The following is a 17,457-nucleotide window of genomic DNA, read 5'->3' on the forward strand; positions in this document are numbered from 1 at the left end:
CCGGTGCTGGCTTTTTTCGTTTGCGACAGAATAAATTGCCGATTGAGGAACTACACCAGTTTGTGTGTCACCCGGTGGCTGTCGACCTCGGCAAACTCGGTGCTGTCGATATTGTCGATATATTTCCACTCCGCTTCGATGCCATCGCGGCGGAAGGTGAGCGCCATAAAACCCCGCTGGTGCAGGTTGCAGTACTGCAGATCATCCACCAGCACCGACATGCCCCGCGCCAGCTCTTTCGCGGACCGTTCATCCAGTTTCAGGTAGGTTTCCATACCCGGCGAGGTCACGCTGGGGGTTCCGAACTCGAGGCCCACCATGCGGCCATCGTTGTCTTTGAGGTGGTTATACCAGGCATTGTGGGTATCTCCCGCTACCACTACCAGATTCTTACCCTGCTCGCGCACTTCCTGATACAGGGTTTCCCGCTCCACCGCATAACCGTCCCAGGCATCGAGGTTATAAGGTACCGCATTCTGTAAACGCTGTAGCTGCTGTTCGCTGAGCTGCCCACCGCGCAGGCTTGCGGCTTTCAGGCCAATCAGTTCCGAGGTCAGATTTTTGTCTCCGCCCCGGTAGAAGCTGGTCATCAGCTCCACGGGCAAGTGCATACGGCCCATCAGTACCTGCTGGCCCAGTACCTGCCACTGCCCCTTGGAGCGGGCCAGCGTCTTGCGCAGCCATTTGCGCTGCTCCTCTCCCAACAGGGTGCGGCTTGGGCTCGCCACATCCAGACTGAATGCGCGGGTATCAAAATTCCCTTTCTCGTCCATGTAGTTGGCAAACTGCAGTTGCTGATCGCGACCGATTACCCGGGTGTCCAGCATATGCAGATCCAGCAGATCACCAAACTGGAAGCTGCGGTAAATCTGGGGATTGGTCTCACCCATGGGTGGGCGGATGGGCAACCACTCGTAGTACGCCTGCACCGCGGCGGCGCGGCGGGAATAGAAATCCCCTTCATCGGCACTGTGGTTTTCGGCACCGTCTTTCCAGGTGTCGTTGGTCACCTCGTGGTCGTCCCACACTGCAATAAACGGCGCGGCGGCGTGCAGTGCCTGCAGGCCCGCATCGGTGCGGTAGAGTGCGTAGCGTTTGCGGTAATCCGTCAGCGTCAGGATCTCGCCGCTGTTGTCTTGCGGCAGCGCGCGGCCGATCTTTGCGGCGTTCTGCGTGGCGTAGCCGCCATCGCCGTATTCGTAGATGTAATCACCAAGGTGCAGTACCGCATCCCAGTCATCCGCCTGGGCGGCCAGCTGATACACATTGAAATAGCCCGCGGGATAATTGGAGCAGGAGAAAATCGCCAGTTTTATCTGGTCAACCTCATCCTCTGGCAAGGTTTTGGTACGACCGACCGGGCTCTGCTCATTGGCACCGCTAAAGCGATAGTAATAACGGGTATTCGGCTTCAGGCCGCGCACATCCACCTTGGAGGTATAGTCCCGGGCCAGGTCGGTTTCCACGGTGCCGGCACGCAGTACGCGGGTAAAGCCCGCGTCTTCGGCCAGTTCCCAGGAAATTTTTACCGGGCCGGTGGGATTGGCGTCCAGCGGTGTCGCCCGCGTCCATAAAATCACCGCGTCCTGCAGGGGATCACCACTGGCCACGCCGTAATCAAAGGAGACATTGGAGGGTAACTCCGGCCGGCTCATGGCCTGCAGCGGTGTGGATACGGCGACACTGCCGGTAGTGGCTAACGCAGCTTTGATAAAACTGCGGCGTTTGAGATTGGTCACGGTGACGGCTCCCTGGTGATGAAATCTGGCCCACCAGCCTAGCGTGACTTTATGACAGAAAAGGAAAAATTAAATGGCAACCGCATCCGGATGCCAGAATTATTTGCCGACATTCAATATCACCTTGCCCACGGAGCGGCCACTGCGCAGCTGTTCGATTGCGGCATGGGCCTGGGTAAACGCGAATTCGTGACCTATATGGGGTGCAGATAATCCGAGCGCAGCACAACCATTTAAAAGCTCGCTAAAAAGTGCCTGTTCCTGCCACAACCAGATCAGGTTGAAAGCCAATACGGATCTGTTGCTGCTGATCATATCCATGACATCATAACGGGGGCGCTTCAGATACAGCCAGGCGGCTTTTAACCAGTTGGGTTTGTCACCCGGGGTAAATTCTGCTGCACCGAACACTACCAGTCGGCCGGTGGGCGCGAGTGCGGCGAACGATTGCTTCTGAATTTCCCCACCGATGCCGTCGAGCACGCAGTGCAATGGCCGATCATTTAATTGCTGCTTTAACTGGCCGGCGAAGTTACTGCCGCGCACGATGATTTCATTGAATCCCTGTTCGGCGAGAAACTGCCGTTTACTTTCCGAGCTCACGGTGCCAATGGGATTTGCCCCCATGCTCACCGCCATACGCATGGCCTGCAAACCAACGCCACCGGCGGCACTCTGTACCAGCACCTGCTGCCCGGGTTTCACCGCGCCCAGACTGGTCAGCGCGTAGTAGGCGGTCAGACTCTGTGCAGGAAAGGCGGCCCCCTCAGCAAAGCTCCACTCATCTGGCATGTGGCGGCAGTGCTGCGGAGGGACATCCACCACCGTGGCGTAGCCACCAAAACGGGTACAGCCGTAAACACGATCTCCCACCTGCAACCCTGTTTGCACCCTGTCGCCGACCGCGATGACAACACCGGCAAACTCCAGCCCGGGAATAAAGCTGCCCTCCGGGGTTGCGGAATAGAGACCGGTCAGGGCAAAGATATCGGCAAAATTGAGGCCCACCGCACGCACCGCGACACGGATATGCTCACCCTGTATCGGGCCCAGCGGCTCTTCCCGCAGGGTCAGGCGGCTGATGGCCCCGGCCTTATCCGTGCGCCATACCTTTCTTTTTATCATGTCTTGTTCAGCGGTCTGTGCCATGTGTAATCCTGCTTTTCGGCCGCCGGTCAGCCTACCGGGCAATCGGTATTTGCGCCACCAGGCGGTGAATGTCCAGACGGTCGCATCCACGTTTGTCCCGTCACTGCCGATGCTGTATAACCATACAGCATTACGCAAAACCCCGCCGAGTACCCCACTTCCGCTATGGCCGAACCTGCCGAACTGACACCCGATTATTACCTCGACAATTTCCGCTCGCTGGTGGAGTTTGTGGTGTCGCGCTACGGGCAATTGTTGTCAGCGCAGGAGCGTTGGTTTTACCAGACTTTCCGACGGCTGCAGCCGGATAGCCAGCGACTCTATGTGCGGTTGCTGTCCCGCAAGGGTGTGCCTTCCTCGTCCGGTGCGCTGTTCAGGCAGCGCAAGCTTGCCTACAGCGAGATCGGTGATTTGGACGCAGCCGTCGAAGAATTGATTGAAGCCGGCCTGCTGCTGCGCAATCCGGTTTTGCCGTTGCGGGAACTGCTGCCACTGTTTACCAAAAACGAACTGCTCGCCCACAGTCTTGAGCCGCTTACAAAATCTCTGAAGCGCCCGGCGGTGGAGCAGGCGCTGTGCAAGCAGGACGCGTCGACAATTCAATGTAGATTGACCAGTGAGCCTCTGCTGGCGGCGCAAGCGGCGGAGCACTTTGACACCTTCAAGCTGTTATTTTTCGGCAACCTCAACCAGGATCTAACCGACTATGTGTTGCGCGACCTGGGACTTTTCCGCTATGAACACTACCCGCTGGAACGGGAGCAACTGCCATTCCAGACACGAGCGCAAGTTGAACAGCACCTGCGCTATTACCAGTGCCTGCAGGAGGCCGAGGCCGCACTGGCGGCAGATACAGAGGCCATCACTACCATTGCAGGCGAATTACCTCAGGGGATAGATGGTGACGGCACCCTGCAGCGGCGCCTGGACAGGCTGCGTCTGACGCTGGCGCGCCAGCTGGAGCGGTTAGACGCACTGGAGGAAGCCGAGCAGCTATACCGGCAGTGCCGTCGCCCACCGGCACGGGAGCGGCGCGCACGGATTGCAGTGAGCCGTGGCGATATCCAGGGCGGCCTGGCACTGTGTGCGGAAATTCTCACTGCCCCGTACAACGAAGCGGAGGCCACCTTTGCGGAGGCGTTTGCCCACCGCACCGCAAAGAAAACCGAAAGTGCTAGAGCCTGGCCAGCACCGAAAAAACACAAACCGGTGACGGAAACAGTAATGCTCGCGCCTTCCGAAGAGCGGGTGGAAATGCTCGCGGCAAGCCACCTTGCAGCGCCGTCTACCGGCGACCAGTGCCACTACGTGGAAAACACCCTGTTTAACGGTGTGCTCGGCCTCGCCATCTGGGATATTTTGTTCGCACCGATTCCCGGTGCCTTTTTCAATCCCTTTCAAATTGCCCCTAGCGATTTCCGCACCGCGGATTTCTATCCACAGCGTTGCGCCGCCTTCGAACAACGGCTCGCCGAACTTGAAAATGGCGACCTGGATAAATGGGTGTGGCGACATTTTCGTGAAAAGCGCAGTATCGCCAACCCGCTGGTATTCTGGGAAGGCCTGCCGGAGGCTCTGCTAGAGCTGGCGCTGGAACGGATTCCCACAGAACACTGGCTGGCCATCTTTCGTCGCCTGCTCGGCGATATTGCCAACCACCGCAGCGGCCTGCCGGACCTGATTCTGTTTCCCGCGTCCGCAGGTTACGAACTGGTGGAAGTCAAGGGCCCCGGAGATCGCCTGCAACAGAACCAGCAGCGCTGGCTGACCTTTTTTGCCAAACACCAGATTCCCCACCGGGTGCTGCATGTGGAGTGGCAGCCTTGAGCGAACACAAAACAGCCTTGAGCGGTGATGACGCAGCCTTGAGTGAAAAAATGCAGGACAATATTCAGATCTCCGTTGGCGAGCTGGTGGCGTTCGCCTGCCGCAGCGGCGACCTGGTCTCGAATATTTCCGGCGGCCCCACTGCCCTGGAAGGGATTCGCGCGCACCAGAAACTGCAGAAAAAACGCCCCGCGGATAGTGAGGCGGAATATTACCTGCAGGTGGAAATCGAGCAGGAGGCGCAGTCTGTAGTGCTCAGCGGTCGTGTGGATATTCTCCACCCGCAAAGTGACCTGCACCGGCCGGTGCAACTGGATGAAATCAAGACCACCTATGTGCCGCCGCACAAGTTGCCGGAATCCACCCGCGCGCTGCACTGGGCGCAACTGAAAATTTACGGTTTCTGCTATGGGCTGCAGCAGCAGTTTTCCGCGGATACACCGGTCGCGCTGCAAATGCTCTGGCACAACCTCAAAGAGAAAAAAACCTATCCGGAGTTACAGGAATTTTCCTGGCGCGAGCTGGAACAATTTTCCCGGGAGGCACTTGCACAGTATGTGCAGTGGCATCATCGCTGGCAGGCACATAAACACGCAGTGCGCGTATCGGCACAGGCTCTGGAATTTCCATTCGGCCGCTATCGCGATGGCCAGCGGCAACTTGCGGTGGCGGCCTACCGCTGCCTGCGCGACGGCGGTGAACTGGTGGCCGAGGCGCCCACCGGTATCGGCAAAACCATCAGCACCCTGTTCCCGGCGGTAAAGGCCATGGGAGAAACCGGCCTCGATCAGGTGATATATCTCACCGCAAAAAATTCCGGCCGCCAGGTGGTGCGGGAAACCACAACGAGCCTGCACGAACTGGGGCTGAGACTTTCCGTGCTGGAGCTGCAGGCCCGCGACAAAACCTGTGCCTGCAGCCTCGGGCTCTGTAGCCGCGATGAAGACGGTATCTGCCCGCGCACCAGGGGATTCTATGATCGCCTGCCGCCGGCCCGCCAAGCTTTGCTCGCGCAACCGTTACTCACACCCGAGATAATCGCGCAGGAAGCGGACCGGTTGCAGCTGTGTCCGTTCGAACTCTCGCTGCAGATGCTGCCCTGGGCGGATCTGGTGGTGTGTGATTTCAATTATGTATTCGACCCTCTGGTGCAAATGCACAACCTGCGGGACACACTGCGGCAGCGCGCATTGCTGGTGGACGAGGCGCACAATCTGGGGGATCGCGCGCGCGGTATGTACAGCGCAAAACTCACGCGCAGTGACAGCCGCCGTGCGGCGGCCGAGTGCAAAAGTTCGCATCCGAGCCTACGCCGCGCGATCCAGTCGCTGGTACGAGCGCTGGATAAATGGGTTGTAGAGCAGCGGGAGTCGCGGACAAGTCAAAACCACCCGACCGAGCCAGTGCCCGCAAAATCAGAGCTGTGGATAAGTCAGCCCGGTGACGAGACGCCACAGGCCGTCAACACCGCGATACAGAAAGTGCTGACCGTGGCCAACCAGCTGTGGGAGGCCGCACAACCGCCGCCGGACGCCATTGCCGACTGGCTGAAAAACCTGTTCCGCTTCCAGGCGATCGAACAACTGGCAGGTGAAGAACACCGCTATATCACCCGCGCACAGCGCTCCAGCAATCCCGAGAGCCGCTGGCACGAACAGGAAATCGAATTGCTGTGCCTGAATGCCGCAGAATATCTGCAGCAGGCTTACCGACTTTTCCACAGCGCAATTTTATTTTCCGCCACACTGCGCCCCGCGCACTTTGTGTACCGGCAGCTTGGTCTGCAGGCGGATTCGCCGTACCTGCAACTGCCGTCGCCGTTTCATCCGGAGCAAATGGGGCTGTTTGTGTGTCCCTACGTGGATACCCGCTACCGCGCGCGCCAGAGCGCGACCAGTGCCCTGGTGGATATGATTGCGCGCACTTTTCACAGCCGGCCCGGCAATTATCTGGTCTTTTTACCCTCCTATCGCTTTTTACAGCAGGTCGCCAAGTCTTTCGCCGAGCGCTTTCCGGAAATTGCGCTGGTACAACAGGAGTCCGGCAGTTCCGAACAGCAGCGCGCCCGTTTCCTCGAGTTTTTTCAACCCGGTAGAGAAAGCTTGGGCTTTGCGATTATGGGCGGTATTTTTGGTGAGGGTATTGATTACGTGGGTGAACAGCTGGTGGGGACCATCGTGGTGGGCACCGGCCTGCCCCAGGTCAACGAGGAACAGGAACTGTTGCGCAGTGCCAGTGCCGCGCGCGGAGAAAACGGTTTTGATATCGCCTACCGCTACCCGGGCCTGACCCGCGTGCTGCAAACTGCCGGGCGGGTGATCCGCAGCGAGAGTGACCGCGGCGTGGTGATTCTGGCCGACTACCGTTTTACCGATCCGTTTTATCGCAGCCTGTATCCACAACACTGGCAACCCCGGATCTGCGACAATGGCGAAACACTCGGTGCCGCACTCAAACAATTCTGGGAAACCCGTTAATCCGCCATGGTATTAGACCGCAAGTTTTATCGCCGCAGCCCCCACCAGCGCACCGAGCAGGATAGCGGGCAACGCGTGAGCTTTGTCGATGTGCGCAAGCGTTTCGATTTTCGCGGCATCAAGATCGGGCGCTGGGTAACCGAGGCGGAAAAGACCCGTGCCGCAGGGTTGTTTTACGATGCGCTGATGGACCTGATGATCATTTTGCAGGGGCCGGAACTGCTGGTATCCCTGCGCGGCACCCTCGCGTTTCAGTACGGCAGCGGTGGTCGCCCGGGTATTTCCGCCCACTATGAAATCGGCTCGCGCACCTTTGCCCTAGCTAAAAATGCGGGCCCCGGCGCCATTGCCCACGAGTGGTTTCACGCGCTGGATCACTACCTGGCCGACAAGGCCTTCAGCGACGCGCCCGGCAATATGTTCGCTTCCGAAGCCTGGCTGCGCGATGCCACGCCCATTCCCCACCCGATCAACGATCTGCTGTTTGCCTGCTTCCGCGCGGTGATGCTGGATGAAAGCGGGGAAAACCCCAGCGAACTGTTTCGCGCATCCAAGGCCGCAGACAAGGCCAACGGCACTATCTACTACGCGGACCCGGCGGAAATGTGCGCGCGCGCCTTCGAGGCCTTTGTGCAGGACGCGAGTATCTCCAATAATTTTCTAGTGGCGGGGACCAAAGCAACGGAAGAGGCGAAGATGGGGCTTTACCCCAGCGGGGTACAGCGGGAGCGGATCAACGCGGCCTTCCGCCGGTATTTTTCCGCACTGGGGCGCGCACTTATCCAATCCGTGTAGAGAACCAGCCGCGAATCATTCCCACCTGATAAAACGGAACGACAGGCTCAAAGCCGGCGGACTGAATGATTGCCTGCAATACCTGCGGTGTCAGCACCGCAACGTCACGGTCGTAGACCTCGCGCATCCGTTGCACATCCTCAATGGATGCTTCTCCACCCCGCATAACCCGTATCCAGAGATCGAGCAGCTGATCCTGCTCTGTGGAATGTTCCTCCGCGCACAGATCCGTGCTCACCAGCTTACCCGCAGGGCGCAATCGCCGTGCGATGTCGGCAAAGAAATCGGTTCGCTCGGTGCGTTCTAGAATAAACTGTGACACCAGAAATGCACTTGCGCCGTGAAACCTTTCCTTTTCTGGCAGTGATTCCACATAACCCTGATGAAACTCGCAACGTGACGCAAAGCCCTCTACGTTGGCATGCTGCCGGCAGATTTCAATCATGGTTTCTGCGGGCTCCACCACGCTGAAGCGCCAACCGGGAAACTGGCGGGCAAGAAAGCGCAGCTCCGCGCCGGTGCCCGCGCCGACACACAGGAAGTTCGCTTCTTGTGGAAGCCCTGCCAATAGGCTCTGCATCAACAAATGCAACGCATCATTCAACGGTGCAAGTCTTTCCCACTGGGTATCGTAGTTCGCTGCCTGTTGCTCGAACAGATTTCGTATTCTTTCCCGTTGCATTCCGCCTACCCCGCCACTATTCACTTGCTGCAGTCGATTTTGTCAGAGGCCATCAAACATCAGCGATCGGTGTGCCGCGATACCGGCCATAGCACCATCCGCCATGGCGAATGTCACATTGCCCGCGCCGCGCGCGACATCACCACAAGCGAAGACACCTTCAACCGTTGTCGCCTGCATGGCGTCGGTCTGGATCACCTCACCGACTGGCGTCTCCTCGAAGGCACAACCCAGCTGTTCCGCCAGCGGCATCGGGTGCTCCAGTCGCGAGGCGACAAACAGTCCGGCCAAATCAAACTTGCGCCCATCCGTGAGGTGTACGACTGCTCGTTCCCCGGCAATTTTTGATACGGGCGTGCGTTCGATACACACATTGCGTCTGGCGAGTTGACGAAGCTGTTCCGCGTCCGGTTCAAACGACTCATTGATGAAAAATACCGTTGGCCCCCAGTCCGGCAACATCAGCGCGTGATGCATGGATACTTCACCAACCGCCAGCACACCGATGGGTTGCCGTTGCAGTTCATAGCCGTGGCAATAGGGACAGTGAAAAACCGAGGTGCCCCAGCGCTCGAGTAATCCGGGCACGTCGGGTAACACATCGCGCACCCCGGTGGCGAGAATCAAGCGCGCCGCCTGGTAGCGCTTGCCTGCATGGGTGACCAGATGAAAACCGTCACCCGCTTTGTTAACGGACTCCACCGTTGCCTCCGCCCAGCTGACGGTGGGGTACTCCCACAATTCCGCGCGGCCATCTTCGGCGATATCCGCCGGTGCGCGACCATCCTGACCGAGTACCCCGTGCGCATGAGCGGCAAAGCGATTGCGTCGCTGACCGCCATCCACCACCAGCACCTTGCGGTGCCCGCGCGCCAGTTGCATGGCTGCACTCATGCCGGCGTAGCTGCCGCCGACAATCGCTACATCAAACTCAGTCCCATCAATCGTCGCCATCACTACAGTTCCTCATATGGGCGGCCTCGCTCAGTGCCTGCTGGGTAATGCCGCGCTGATCCAGTCGCTGGTGAAAATCCCGGCTCAGTGACGCCAGGGTGATTTGCTGAAACTGCGACAACAGCAGTGCCTCGGCCGCATCAAACGCTTCCCCCATGGCACTGTTCACCGCCTGCTCCACCAGACAACCGGGGGCTTCGGTGCGGTGCCCGAGGGCCAGAACACCGGGTGCGCCCAGCGCCAGATGGATGTCGTAGAGGGTGACGCTTTCCAGGTCTTTGGCCAGTCGCCAGCCACCGCCGTGGCCTTTTTCCGAGTGCACCAGCCCCTCCTTGCGGAGCCCTGCCAGGATGCGGCGGATCACCACGGGGTTGGTCTGCATCATGCCCGCCAGGGCATCGGAGGTAAGCGGGCCGTCAAACTCCGCCATATGCAGGAGCACGTGCAGCACTCCGCTCAATCTGCTGTCTCTTTTCATGTAACTTACATTATTACATGAAATGGCCGCGCGCAACTCTGACTGCTGAGCCAGCTATTCCGTCGGCGGTGGAAAGAACTTTCAGGAGAGTACAGCCCCGGCTCAGCCGGAGACTGCTTTGCCCAGCAGGGCCAAACCAGATAGGGCCAATAGCCATCGGCAGCTCAGCAGAAATACCCACTCATTGAAGTAATACTGCAGTCGGTAGCCGAGGTAGACACCGAGGTAAGCCGCCGGCACCAGGATCAGTGCGGTCACCAGCAACTCCCGGTTCCAGAAGCCGGCCAGGGTATAGGGCACCAGTTTGATCAGGTTCATTACCCCGAACACCACCCCGGCGGTGGCGAGCCAGGCGAGCTTTGGCAGGCCGCGCCCGATCAGATACATGTTCAGCGGTGGCCCGCCGGCGTGGATCAGTGTACTGGTGACACCGGACATCGCGCCCCACAGCCAGGCGCTGCCCGGCAACCGCGCCACCAGCGGCGCAAGGTTCTGCCAGAAGGCAAACAGCAGGCTGAGAATGCCCAGGGACAGGGTCAGCGCAAAGGGCGAAACCCAGGCCAGCAGCCAGCCGCCCAGCGCTATACCGATCAGGGCCGCGGGCAGCAGTTTTTTGAGCTCGAGCCCGCTGCGGTGTTGCCAGTAGTAGGTGATGGTGCGCAAATCCATCACCAGCAGAATTGGCAGCATCAACGCCACCGCTGTCTCCACCGGGACCACCAGCGCCAGCAGCGGCACCGCAACCACACCGGCGCCACCGGCAAAACCGGATTTGGAAATGCCGGTGAATATCACACCGATGATTGCCAACCCCCAGAACAGGGGGCTACTGCTGATTATTTCCATATCAGATCTGTCACTCGACAGAGTGAATATGGATTATCGTTTGCTTTCCGCATCACTTTCCGCAACAAACCGATCCATCTGCACCTCCAGCATTTCCATAGGCACAGCACCGTTTGCCAGTACCGCATCGTGGAAAGCACGCAGGTCAAACCTGTCGCCCAACTGCTGCTCGGCTTTTTTGCGCAGCTCTCGGATTTTGATTTCACCCATCTTGTAAGACAGCGCCTGCCCCGGCCAGGAGATATAGCGGTCTACTTCTGCACGAACATTCGCTTCCGACAGCGATGTATTTTCCGCGAGATAATCCAGCGCCTGTTGGCGAGTCCAGCCCTGGGAGTGAATGCCGGTATCGATCACCAGTCGCGCTGCGCGCCACATTTCATAGCTCAGGCGGCCGAACTGCTGATAGGGGGTATCGTATACCCCCATCTCCACACCCAGGCGCTCGGTGTACAGAGCCCAACCTTCACCAAAAGCACTCAGGTACAGGTTTTTACGAAACTCCGGCACATTCTCCAGTTCCAGTGAAAGTGCCCCCTGCAGATGATGGCCGGGCACCGCTTCGTGGAGCGTCAGCGCAACCAGTTCGTATAGCGGGCGCTGATCCAGTGCATAGGTATTTACCCAGTAGGCGCCACCGCGGGTTCCGCCAATAGCAGCGGGGTTGTAGGAAGCGGTGGTGTAATTGGGCGCGATTTCATCGGGTACCGGAACCACACCGTAGGGCAGGCGCGGCAGTTTGCCGAAGAACTCCGGCAGGCGGTAATCAATTTTCTTCGCGATATAGGACGCTTCTTTCAGCAACTCATCCGGCGTTTTGGCATAAAACTGCGGGTCGGTACGGAGGAATTCGGTGAACTCCTCAAAGCTGCCGTCAAAGCCGCTGTCTTCGATCAATTGTTGCATTTCACCGCGGATACGTTTGACCTCGGCGAGGCCGATTTTATGAATCTCCCCAGGGTCCATATCCATGGTGACGTAAGTGCGAATGGCGTGGCGGTAGTATGCCTTACCTCCAGGCAGCTGCTCCGCACCGAGACTGTCGGTGGCGGCATTCATATATTCGCCGTCCAAGAAGGTGGCCACTCGGTCGAACGCCGGCATTGCGTGCTCGCGGATCGCCCGCGCTGCCTGCTCTTGTAGCCGCTTCCTGTCCGCTTCCGAAAAGCTTTCGGGAAACTTTTCAAACGGCTCGTACAGACTACTTCTGGTCGGTTCATCGTAGACCTGCGCGCGCACGGTGGGTGCAATACCTTTCACAACGATCTTAGGCAGCACGAAACCATCGTCTATACCTGCGCGCATATTCGCGATGTTCTCGTCAAAAAAACGGCCGGTATCCTCAATCCGTTGTATGTAATCCTCGTAGTCCGAAACCTGTGACATACTCAGTCCACGACTGGCACTCAGTGCAGTATTCCAGAAACTGTAGAACGTATTGACCGGTATCCGTTCCAGATAAAGCGCATTGGATTCAGCGGAGTTTTTCAGCACCCACAACAACAGATCCCGATTCACCTGGGCATCGGCATCCAATTTGTCACGATCAATATTTTCAAGCCGCTTAATAAATTGTTTTTCTGCTTTCAGACGACGGGCGCGATCTTGCCCGGAAACGCCGGGCAACCGGTTGTTATAACGCTTGTCGCCCATACGGCTGGCCGTAGTGGGATTTTCCTGCAGGTAGAATTGCCAGTGGTCATCAATGACCCGTTGTAGTTGCTCGCTGGGAGCGGCCGCCCACCCTGGCGAGACCAGCACCCAGAGGCAGGTCATCAGAAAGAAGGTTAACCCACGCCTGTTTCGCACAGGAATAGCGGTCGAATATCTTGCCATCGAGGATCTCCCGAGCAGTAATACTTTGCAGTTGGATAGGCGGTAACCATATCACGGTATCGCAGCGTCACGACGACAGGTTACCCGGCTGATCCGTAGACCCGTCGCATTCCGCCAGCGTCTGCACGGCTATTTCAAGGTACCGAAGTATTCTTCTCGGAGATCCATGATCGTTCCCTGTTCATGGGCGGCGATAATCTCCACGCTTAGGGGGCGCCCAAGTGGGCTATCCTTTGGTACGGCGAACGCATACTTATCCGGATTGAACAGTTTCCCTACCAAGCGCAGCCCCAGCTCAGGGTTTTGAAATGCAAAGTAGGCGAGCACCGGGCTATCTCCGACAATCGCGTCAATCTCTCCTGCGCGCAGTGCGGAGACCGTCTGCTCCGTACTTTCATAGGCACGGGTACTGATACCATTTTCCTGGGCATACTCCTCGGCGACACTACCGGAAAGCACACCGACTGTCTTTCCCGGAAGGTCCCGCAGCCCATTTACCTGTGAGGTAAGTGCCAGTGAAGTCATCACACTGGTGATGGACGCGGTAATAAAAGAAACAACCGCAACACCACACACAAGCCAGATACCCGCCCAGATTTTTCCAACCCAGCCAAACAGATTCTTGCGATGGGCATTGCCGGATGTGGCGATAGACATGACAGAGTAAAAACTCTCGGCCAGGCCATCACGCCAGCGCCGGGGAAACTCCGCGTCAAACTTCCGATCAAAAAGCGTGAATGCGAGCGTGGCCAGAATAATAACCGCGAGAATCCACAGGTAGCTGGCGAACATGCCGGTTTTTTTTAGCCCTTGCACAATATCGGAAATACTGGTTCTTCGCTTTTTACCGACCATTACCCGCAACCCCGCATCAAACCACGGTTGTGTAAAGTCGATTTTTCGCGCGCGGGCTTCTGTAATGGTCAGATTGGTAACTGCCACATCCACTTCACCCCTGTGCACGCCATCTACCAGACTTTTAATATCCGAATACACACGATATTTGGATGCAAGATTCTGCTTTTGAGCGATGTTTTCCCACAGCTCCACCGACATACCGGATAGCCTTTCGCCCTCTTCCATTACAAAAGGCGGGCTCAGATAGATACCCACATTGATTGACCTGGGCTCAGCGGTTCCCTGGCCGTATGCATTGGCGGCCGCGAGGCACAGCAGAATGAAGACTTTCCGTAAATATGGCAGCTTTCGCAACAAGATAAATTACCCTGTACTATAAAAGTCGAACCAGAACAGCATAGAACATGCGCACTCTTGCCCGAAAACAGGGTCATGCCAGGTTCGATGAAAGCCTGTGTCGTCAGGGTGCCTATTTACCAGACATGGAAATTGTTCATTGAAAAATTTGACGGTTGCAGCACTGCAAATGGTCAGTGGAGAAGACGTTGAGGCAAACCTTGCTCAAGGTTTCCGTCTGGCACAGAAAGCCGCAGGCGCTGGCGCGCAGATGGTCCTGCTGCCGGAAAACTTTGCCCACCTCGCCGATAGCGGTAGCTACTCGGCGGCAGAAGCCTTTGCCAGGGGGCGCGCCTGCCCCCGTAAACAACCTATACAGCACGCATTACAGCGCTGGTCCGCAGAACTGGGGGTCTGGCTGATCGCCGGTGCGACGCCGCTCCTCGACAGACCCGATGGAAATTCGACAGAGGGGCAGCGCAGTCGCTCTGCGTGTCTGGTCTATGACGGAACCGGCCAAGTGCGCGCGCGCTACGATAAAATGCATCTGTTCGACGTAGACGTTGAAGATGCCGCCGGTAGTTATCGGGAATCTCGTAGTATTGAGCCTGGAGATCAAATCTGCATTGCGGACACACCTTGGCTGAAGTTGGGTCTCAGCATCTGCTTTGATCTTCGTTTTCCCGAGCTCTATCGAGCGCTTGCCATAGGAGGTGCCGAAGTGCTCGTGGTCCCCGCCGCCTTTACCCATACTACCGGGCAGGCCCACTGGCTGAGCCTGCTAAAAGCGCGTGCTATCGAAAACGGCTGTTACTTGATCGCGGCCAACCAGGGAGGGCAGCACTCACGCAAACGTCGCACCTGGGGCCACTCGGTAATTATCGATCCTTGGGGGGATGTTCTGGCGGAAGCAGGCGAAGGGGAAGCGGTCATTACTGCTACCCTGAGTAGCACACTCCTTGAAAAAGTACGCCGGAATATGCCGCTGCTGTCCATGCGGCGCCTGTGAAAAACCCCGTCTGCGCCCCTACAATCAAGGCCAGATGGCCAGATTACCGGCCACTGGTTTGCAACGCGATTGTTGGACCAACCGGCCATGCTATTGCGGTCACGCCCCACTCCATAGCGCAAGACACCCGATGAAAGGCGATCTTCCATGCAAAAAAAACTCTCCCTGCGTATCGATATTGTTTCCGATGTCGTTTGTCCCTGGTGTGTCATCGGCTATTACCGGTTGCAGAAAGCACTGGATGACTTCACGGACACCATAGAACCGACCATCAACTGGCTACCCTTCGAACTGAATCCAGATATGCCCGCCGAAGGGCAGAATCTACGGGAGCACATCGCCGAAAAATACGGCACGACACCAGAAGAGAGCATCGCAGCCCGTCAGCAGATCACGGCCCTCGGCGCCGATGTGGGTTTCACCTTCGACTACTTTGACGATATGCGTATGGTCAACACATTCCATGCGCATCGATTACTGCACTGGGCAGCAAACGAAGGAAAGCAGAACGCGTTAAGCCTGCAGCTTTTCGAGGCATTTTTTAGCCAGCGCAAAGACGTCAGCAGTTTTGATGTACTGATTGCCGCCGCAGACAAGGTGGGACTCAACACCTATGCCGCCCGCGACGTGTTGGCAAAGCAGACTTATGCAGACGAAGTGCGTCAGCTGGAACAGGCTATTGTCGATAAGGGTGTGCGCGGTGTGCCTCTTTTTATCTTCAATGGCGAACACGTAATCAGTGGTGCACAAGAAGTCGGCGCATTCAGGGGAGTACTTCAGCAGTTGTTGCAATAAGCTGTAAAGAGATCAACATGGGTTGCACGCACAAAAAAAGGCCATCACAGGATGGCCTTTTTTAATTTGCGCCAATTACACAGGTTATTGCTGTTCTACAACCTGCTCGATACGACCGAAAATCGACTGGCCGCGCTCATCCAGCATTTCGATGGCAACCCTGTCACCGAACTGCATAAACGCCGTGCTCGGTTTGCCGTTCTGGATGGTTTCGATCATGCGGATCTCGGCGATACAGCTATAACCCACACCACCCTCTTTTACCGGTTTACCCGGGCCGCCGTCGAGCTTGTTCGATACGGTTCCGGAACCGATGATGGTGCCGGCTCCCAGGGGGCGGGTTTTGGCGGCGTGGGCGATCAGTTGACCGAAATGGAAGGTCATATCGATACCCGCGTTGGGCTCGCCAAATTTTTCACCGTTCAGTTCAGAAATCAGCGGCAGATGGAGCTTGCCGTCTTTCCAGTGGTCACCCAGCTGCTCGGGGGTGACACACACCGGCGAAAAAGCGCTGGAAGGTTTGGACTGATAAAAACCGAAGCCCTTGGATAATTCGTTGGGAATCAGACCGCGCAGGGAAACGTCGTTGACCAGCATCACCAGTTTGATGTGCTTCAGCGCATCGCCCGGCGAAACACCCATGGGTACGTCGTCGGTAATCACTGCGATCTCGGCTTCAAAGTCGATACCGAAGCCTTCGGACTGCGGCATTTTGACCGGCTCGCGGGGTGCGAGGAAGGTGTCGGAACCGCCCTGATACATCAGTGGGTCGGTCCAGAAGCTTTCCGGCATTTCCGCGTTGCGCGCCTTGCGCACCAGCTCCACGTGATTGACATAGGCAGAGCCATCCGCCCAGTGGTAAGCCCGCGGCAGAGGTGAGTGACATTGGGTCTGGTCGAATGGGGTCCCTGCGGTTTCGCCATTGTTGAGCTGTTTTTGCAGATCTTCCAGTTGCGGAGAAACGCTTGCCCAGTTATCCAGGGCATTTTGCAACATTGGGGCAATTTCACTGGCGTCCGCCATGCGGGCCAGGTCATCGCTGACCACGACGAGTTTGCCGTCGCGACCGCTTTTCAGGCTGGCTAACTTCACTGTGCCTTCCTCTTTGAACAAATGAATTTACGGATCAACCGCCTTGAACTCTTCTTCGCCGTGCATCCAGGCGGCGTGATGTGGCGCTTTCTTGGTACGCGACCACTCTTCCAGCATATCTTCGGCCACTCGCTTCAGCTCTTTGTGCATACCGGGCTTGGCAGTATTGGCGGCGAGCTCGATGCGGTGGCCATTTGGATCGAAGAAATAGATGGATTTGAAAATGGTGTGGTCGGTGGGACCGAGTACATCGACACCGGCATCTTCGAGCTTCTGTTTCATCGCCAGCAGCTCGTCCATGCTCTCCACTTCCATCGCGATATGCTGCACCCACTGCGGGGTGTTTTCATCGCGGCCCATATCCGGTGAATTGGGCAGCTCGAAAAACGCCAGTACATTGCCCTGCCCCGCGTCGAGAAACACGTGCATGTATGGGTCCGGAGCCCCGGTAGAGGGCACCCGGTCTTCGGCGATGGCCAGCTGGAATTCCATGCCGAGAAGATCGCGGTAAAACTCCACGGTCTCCTTGGCATCGCGGCAACGGTAGGCCACGTGATGAATGCGTTGAATTGCCATAAACGGCC

Annotated in this window: 15 protein-coding genes; 5 read left to right on the top strand and 10 right to left on the bottom strand. The window is 57.5% G+C overall.

Going from position 1 to position 17,457, the window contains the following annotated elements:
• Positions 1-50 precede the first annotated feature (50 nt).
• Positions 51-1,739 (bottom strand): alkaline phosphatase, encoded by a 1,689-nt coding sequence (locus AU11_RS13125; RefSeq protein ID WP_043319781.1) that lies wholly within the window; start codon positions 1,737-1,739, stop codon positions 51-53.
• A 99-nt stretch (positions 1,740-1,838) separates the two neighbouring features.
• Positions 1,839-2,864, bottom strand: a complete 1,026-nt coding sequence (locus AU11_RS13130) for a zinc-binding dehydrogenase (protein WP_043320514.1) — start codon at positions 2,862-2,864, stop codon at positions 1,839-1,841.
• A gap of 189 nt (positions 2,865-3,053) precedes the next feature.
• Here AU11_RS13130 and AU11_RS13135 point away from each other — a divergent pair, with 189 nt between their 5' ends.
• Genes AU11_RS13135 through AU11_RS13145 form a run of 3 tightly spaced genes read left to right on the top strand, consistent with a single transcriptional unit; the run spans position 3,054 to position 7,987 of the window.
• The gene (locus AU11_RS13135; RefSeq protein WP_043319782.1) at positions 3,054-4,715 is read left to right on the top strand and encodes a VRR-NUC domain-containing protein; all 1,662 of its coding nucleotides are present in this window, start codon (positions 3,054-3,056) and stop codon (positions 4,713-4,715) included.
• The gene (locus tag AU11_RS13140; RefSeq protein ID WP_231491908.1) at positions 4,712-7,192 is read left to right on the top strand and encodes an ATP-dependent DNA helicase; all 2,481 of its coding nucleotides are present in this window, start codon (positions 4,712-4,714) and stop codon (positions 7,190-7,192) included. The genes AU11_RS13135 and AU11_RS13140 overlap by 4 nt, the downstream gene beginning before the upstream one ends.
• A gap of 6 nt (positions 7,193-7,198) precedes the next feature.
• Positions 7,199-7,987: a CLCA_X family protein gene (locus AU11_RS13145; protein ID WP_043319783.1), complete on the top strand. Its 789-nt coding sequence runs from the start codon at positions 7,199-7,201 to the stop codon at positions 7,985-7,987.
• Here the strand turns inward: AU11_RS13145 and AU11_RS13150 are convergent.
• The 6 genes from AU11_RS13150 to AU11_RS13175 all read right to left on the bottom strand — a co-directional run bounded on the left by AU11_RS13150 (position 7,971) and on the right by AU11_RS13175 (position 13,998).
• The gene (locus tag AU11_RS13150; protein ID WP_043319785.1) at positions 7,971-8,669 is read right to left on the bottom strand and encodes a class I SAM-dependent methyltransferase; all 699 of its coding nucleotides are present in this window, start codon (positions 8,667-8,669) and stop codon (positions 7,971-7,973) included. The two genes, AU11_RS13145 and AU11_RS13150, sit on opposite strands and share 17 nt — an antisense overlap.
• A gap of 42 nt (positions 8,670-8,711) precedes the next feature.
• Complete coding sequence (locus AU11_RS13155; protein ID WP_043319786.1) at positions 8,712-9,623, bottom strand: NAD(P)/FAD-dependent oxidoreductase; 912 nt, start codon at positions 9,621-9,623, stop codon at positions 8,712-8,714.
• Complete coding sequence (locus AU11_RS13160; RefSeq protein ID WP_043320516.1) at positions 9,610-10,101, bottom strand: Rrf2 family transcriptional regulator; 492 nt, start codon at positions 10,099-10,101, stop codon at positions 9,610-9,612. Before AU11_RS13160 ends, AU11_RS13155 begins: the two co-directional genes overlap by 14 nt.
• 102 nt (positions 10,102-10,203) lie before the next feature.
• Positions 10,204-10,947, bottom strand: coding sequence for a sulfite exporter TauE/SafE family protein (locus AU11_RS13165; RefSeq protein ID WP_051687244.1), 744 nt, complete (start codon positions 10,945-10,947; stop codon positions 10,204-10,206).
• 33 nt (positions 10,948-10,980) lie between these two features.
• The gene (locus tag AU11_RS13170; protein ID WP_051687245.1) at positions 10,981-12,783 is read right to left on the bottom strand and encodes a DUF885 family protein; all 1,803 of its coding nucleotides are present in this window, start codon (positions 12,781-12,783) and stop codon (positions 10,981-10,983) included.
• Between the two features lie 129 nt (positions 12,784-12,912).
• A complete protein-coding gene (locus tag AU11_RS13175) occupies positions 12,913-13,998 on the bottom strand; it encodes a transporter substrate-binding domain-containing protein (RefSeq protein WP_197023840.1) in 1,086 nt (361 codons plus the stop codon).
• A 139-nt stretch (positions 13,999-14,137) separates the two neighbouring features.
• On the opposite strand from AU11_RS13175, the gene AU11_RS13180 reads away from it, so the two are divergent.
• Together AU11_RS13180 and AU11_RS13185 are read left to right on the top strand one after the other, a co-directional pair.
• Positions 14,138-14,986, top strand: a complete 849-nt coding sequence (locus AU11_RS13180) for a carbon-nitrogen hydrolase family protein (protein WP_043319789.1) — start codon at positions 14,138-14,140, stop codon at positions 14,984-14,986.
• A gap of 147 nt (positions 14,987-15,133) precedes the next feature.
• Positions 15,134-15,781 carry a DsbA family oxidoreductase gene (locus AU11_RS13185; protein WP_043319790.1) on the top strand — a complete coding sequence of 216 codons (648 nt, stop codon included), beginning with the start codon at positions 15,134-15,136 and terminating at the stop codon, positions 15,779-15,781.
• An 84-nt stretch (positions 15,782-15,865) separates the two neighbouring features.
• Here the strand turns inward: AU11_RS13185 and AU11_RS13190 are convergent, their stop codons facing one another.
• Positions 15,866-16,873 (bottom strand): fumarylacetoacetate hydrolase family protein, encoded by a 1,008-nt coding sequence (locus tag AU11_RS13190; protein ID WP_043320518.1) that lies wholly within the window; start codon positions 16,871-16,873, stop codon positions 15,866-15,868.
• Positions 16,874-16,900: 27 nt separating this feature from the next.
• Positions 16,901-17,449 (bottom strand): VOC family protein, encoded by a 549-nt coding sequence (locus tag AU11_RS13195; RefSeq protein WP_043319791.1) that lies wholly within the window; start codon positions 17,447-17,449, stop codon positions 16,901-16,903.
• Between the last annotated feature and the right edge of the window lie 8 nt (positions 17,450-17,457).

Source organism: Microbulbifer sp. HZ11 (genome assembly GCF_000708675.1).
In the GTDB taxonomy this organism is placed as follows: Bacteria; Pseudomonadota; Gammaproteobacteria; order Pseudomonadales; family Cellvibrionaceae; genus Microbulbifer.

Coding starts and splice junctions, on each gene's coding strand:
- AU11_RS13130 (WP_043320514.1), bottom strand. CDS start 2,864: ATGATAAAAAGAAAGGTATGGCGCACGGATAAGGCCGGGGCCATCAGC.
- AU11_RS13135 (WP_043319782.1), top strand. CDS start 3,054: ATGGCCGAACCTGCCGAACTGACACCCGATTATTACCTCGACAATTTC.
- AU11_RS13145 (WP_043319783.1), top strand. CDS start 7,199: ATGGTATTAGACCGCAAGTTTTATCGCCGCAGCCCCCACCAGCGCACC.
- AU11_RS13150 (WP_043319785.1), bottom strand. CDS start 8,669: ATGCAACGGGAAAGAATACGAAATCTGTTCGAGCAACAGGCAGCGAAC.
- AU11_RS13155 (WP_043319786.1), bottom strand. CDS start 9,623: ATGGCGACGATTGATGGGACTGAGTTTGATGTAGCGATTGTCGGCGGC.
- AU11_RS13160 (WP_043320516.1), bottom strand. CDS start 10,101: ATGAAAAGAGACAGCAGATTGAGCGGAGTGCTGCACGTGCTCCTGCAT.
- AU11_RS13165 (WP_051687244.1), bottom strand. CDS start 10,947: ATGGAAATAATCAGCAGTAGCCCCCTGTTCTGGGGGTTGGCAATCATC.
- AU11_RS13170 (WP_051687245.1), bottom strand. CDS start 12,783: ATGGCAAGATATTCGACCGCTATTCCTGTGCGAAACAGGCGTGGGTTA.
- AU11_RS13185 (WP_043319790.1), top strand. CDS start 15,134: ATGCAAAAAAAACTCTCCCTGCGTATCGATATTGTTTCCGATGTCGTT.
- AU11_RS13195 (WP_043319791.1), bottom strand. CDS start 17,449: ATGGCAATTCAACGCATTCATCACGTGGCCTACCGTTGCCGCGATGCC.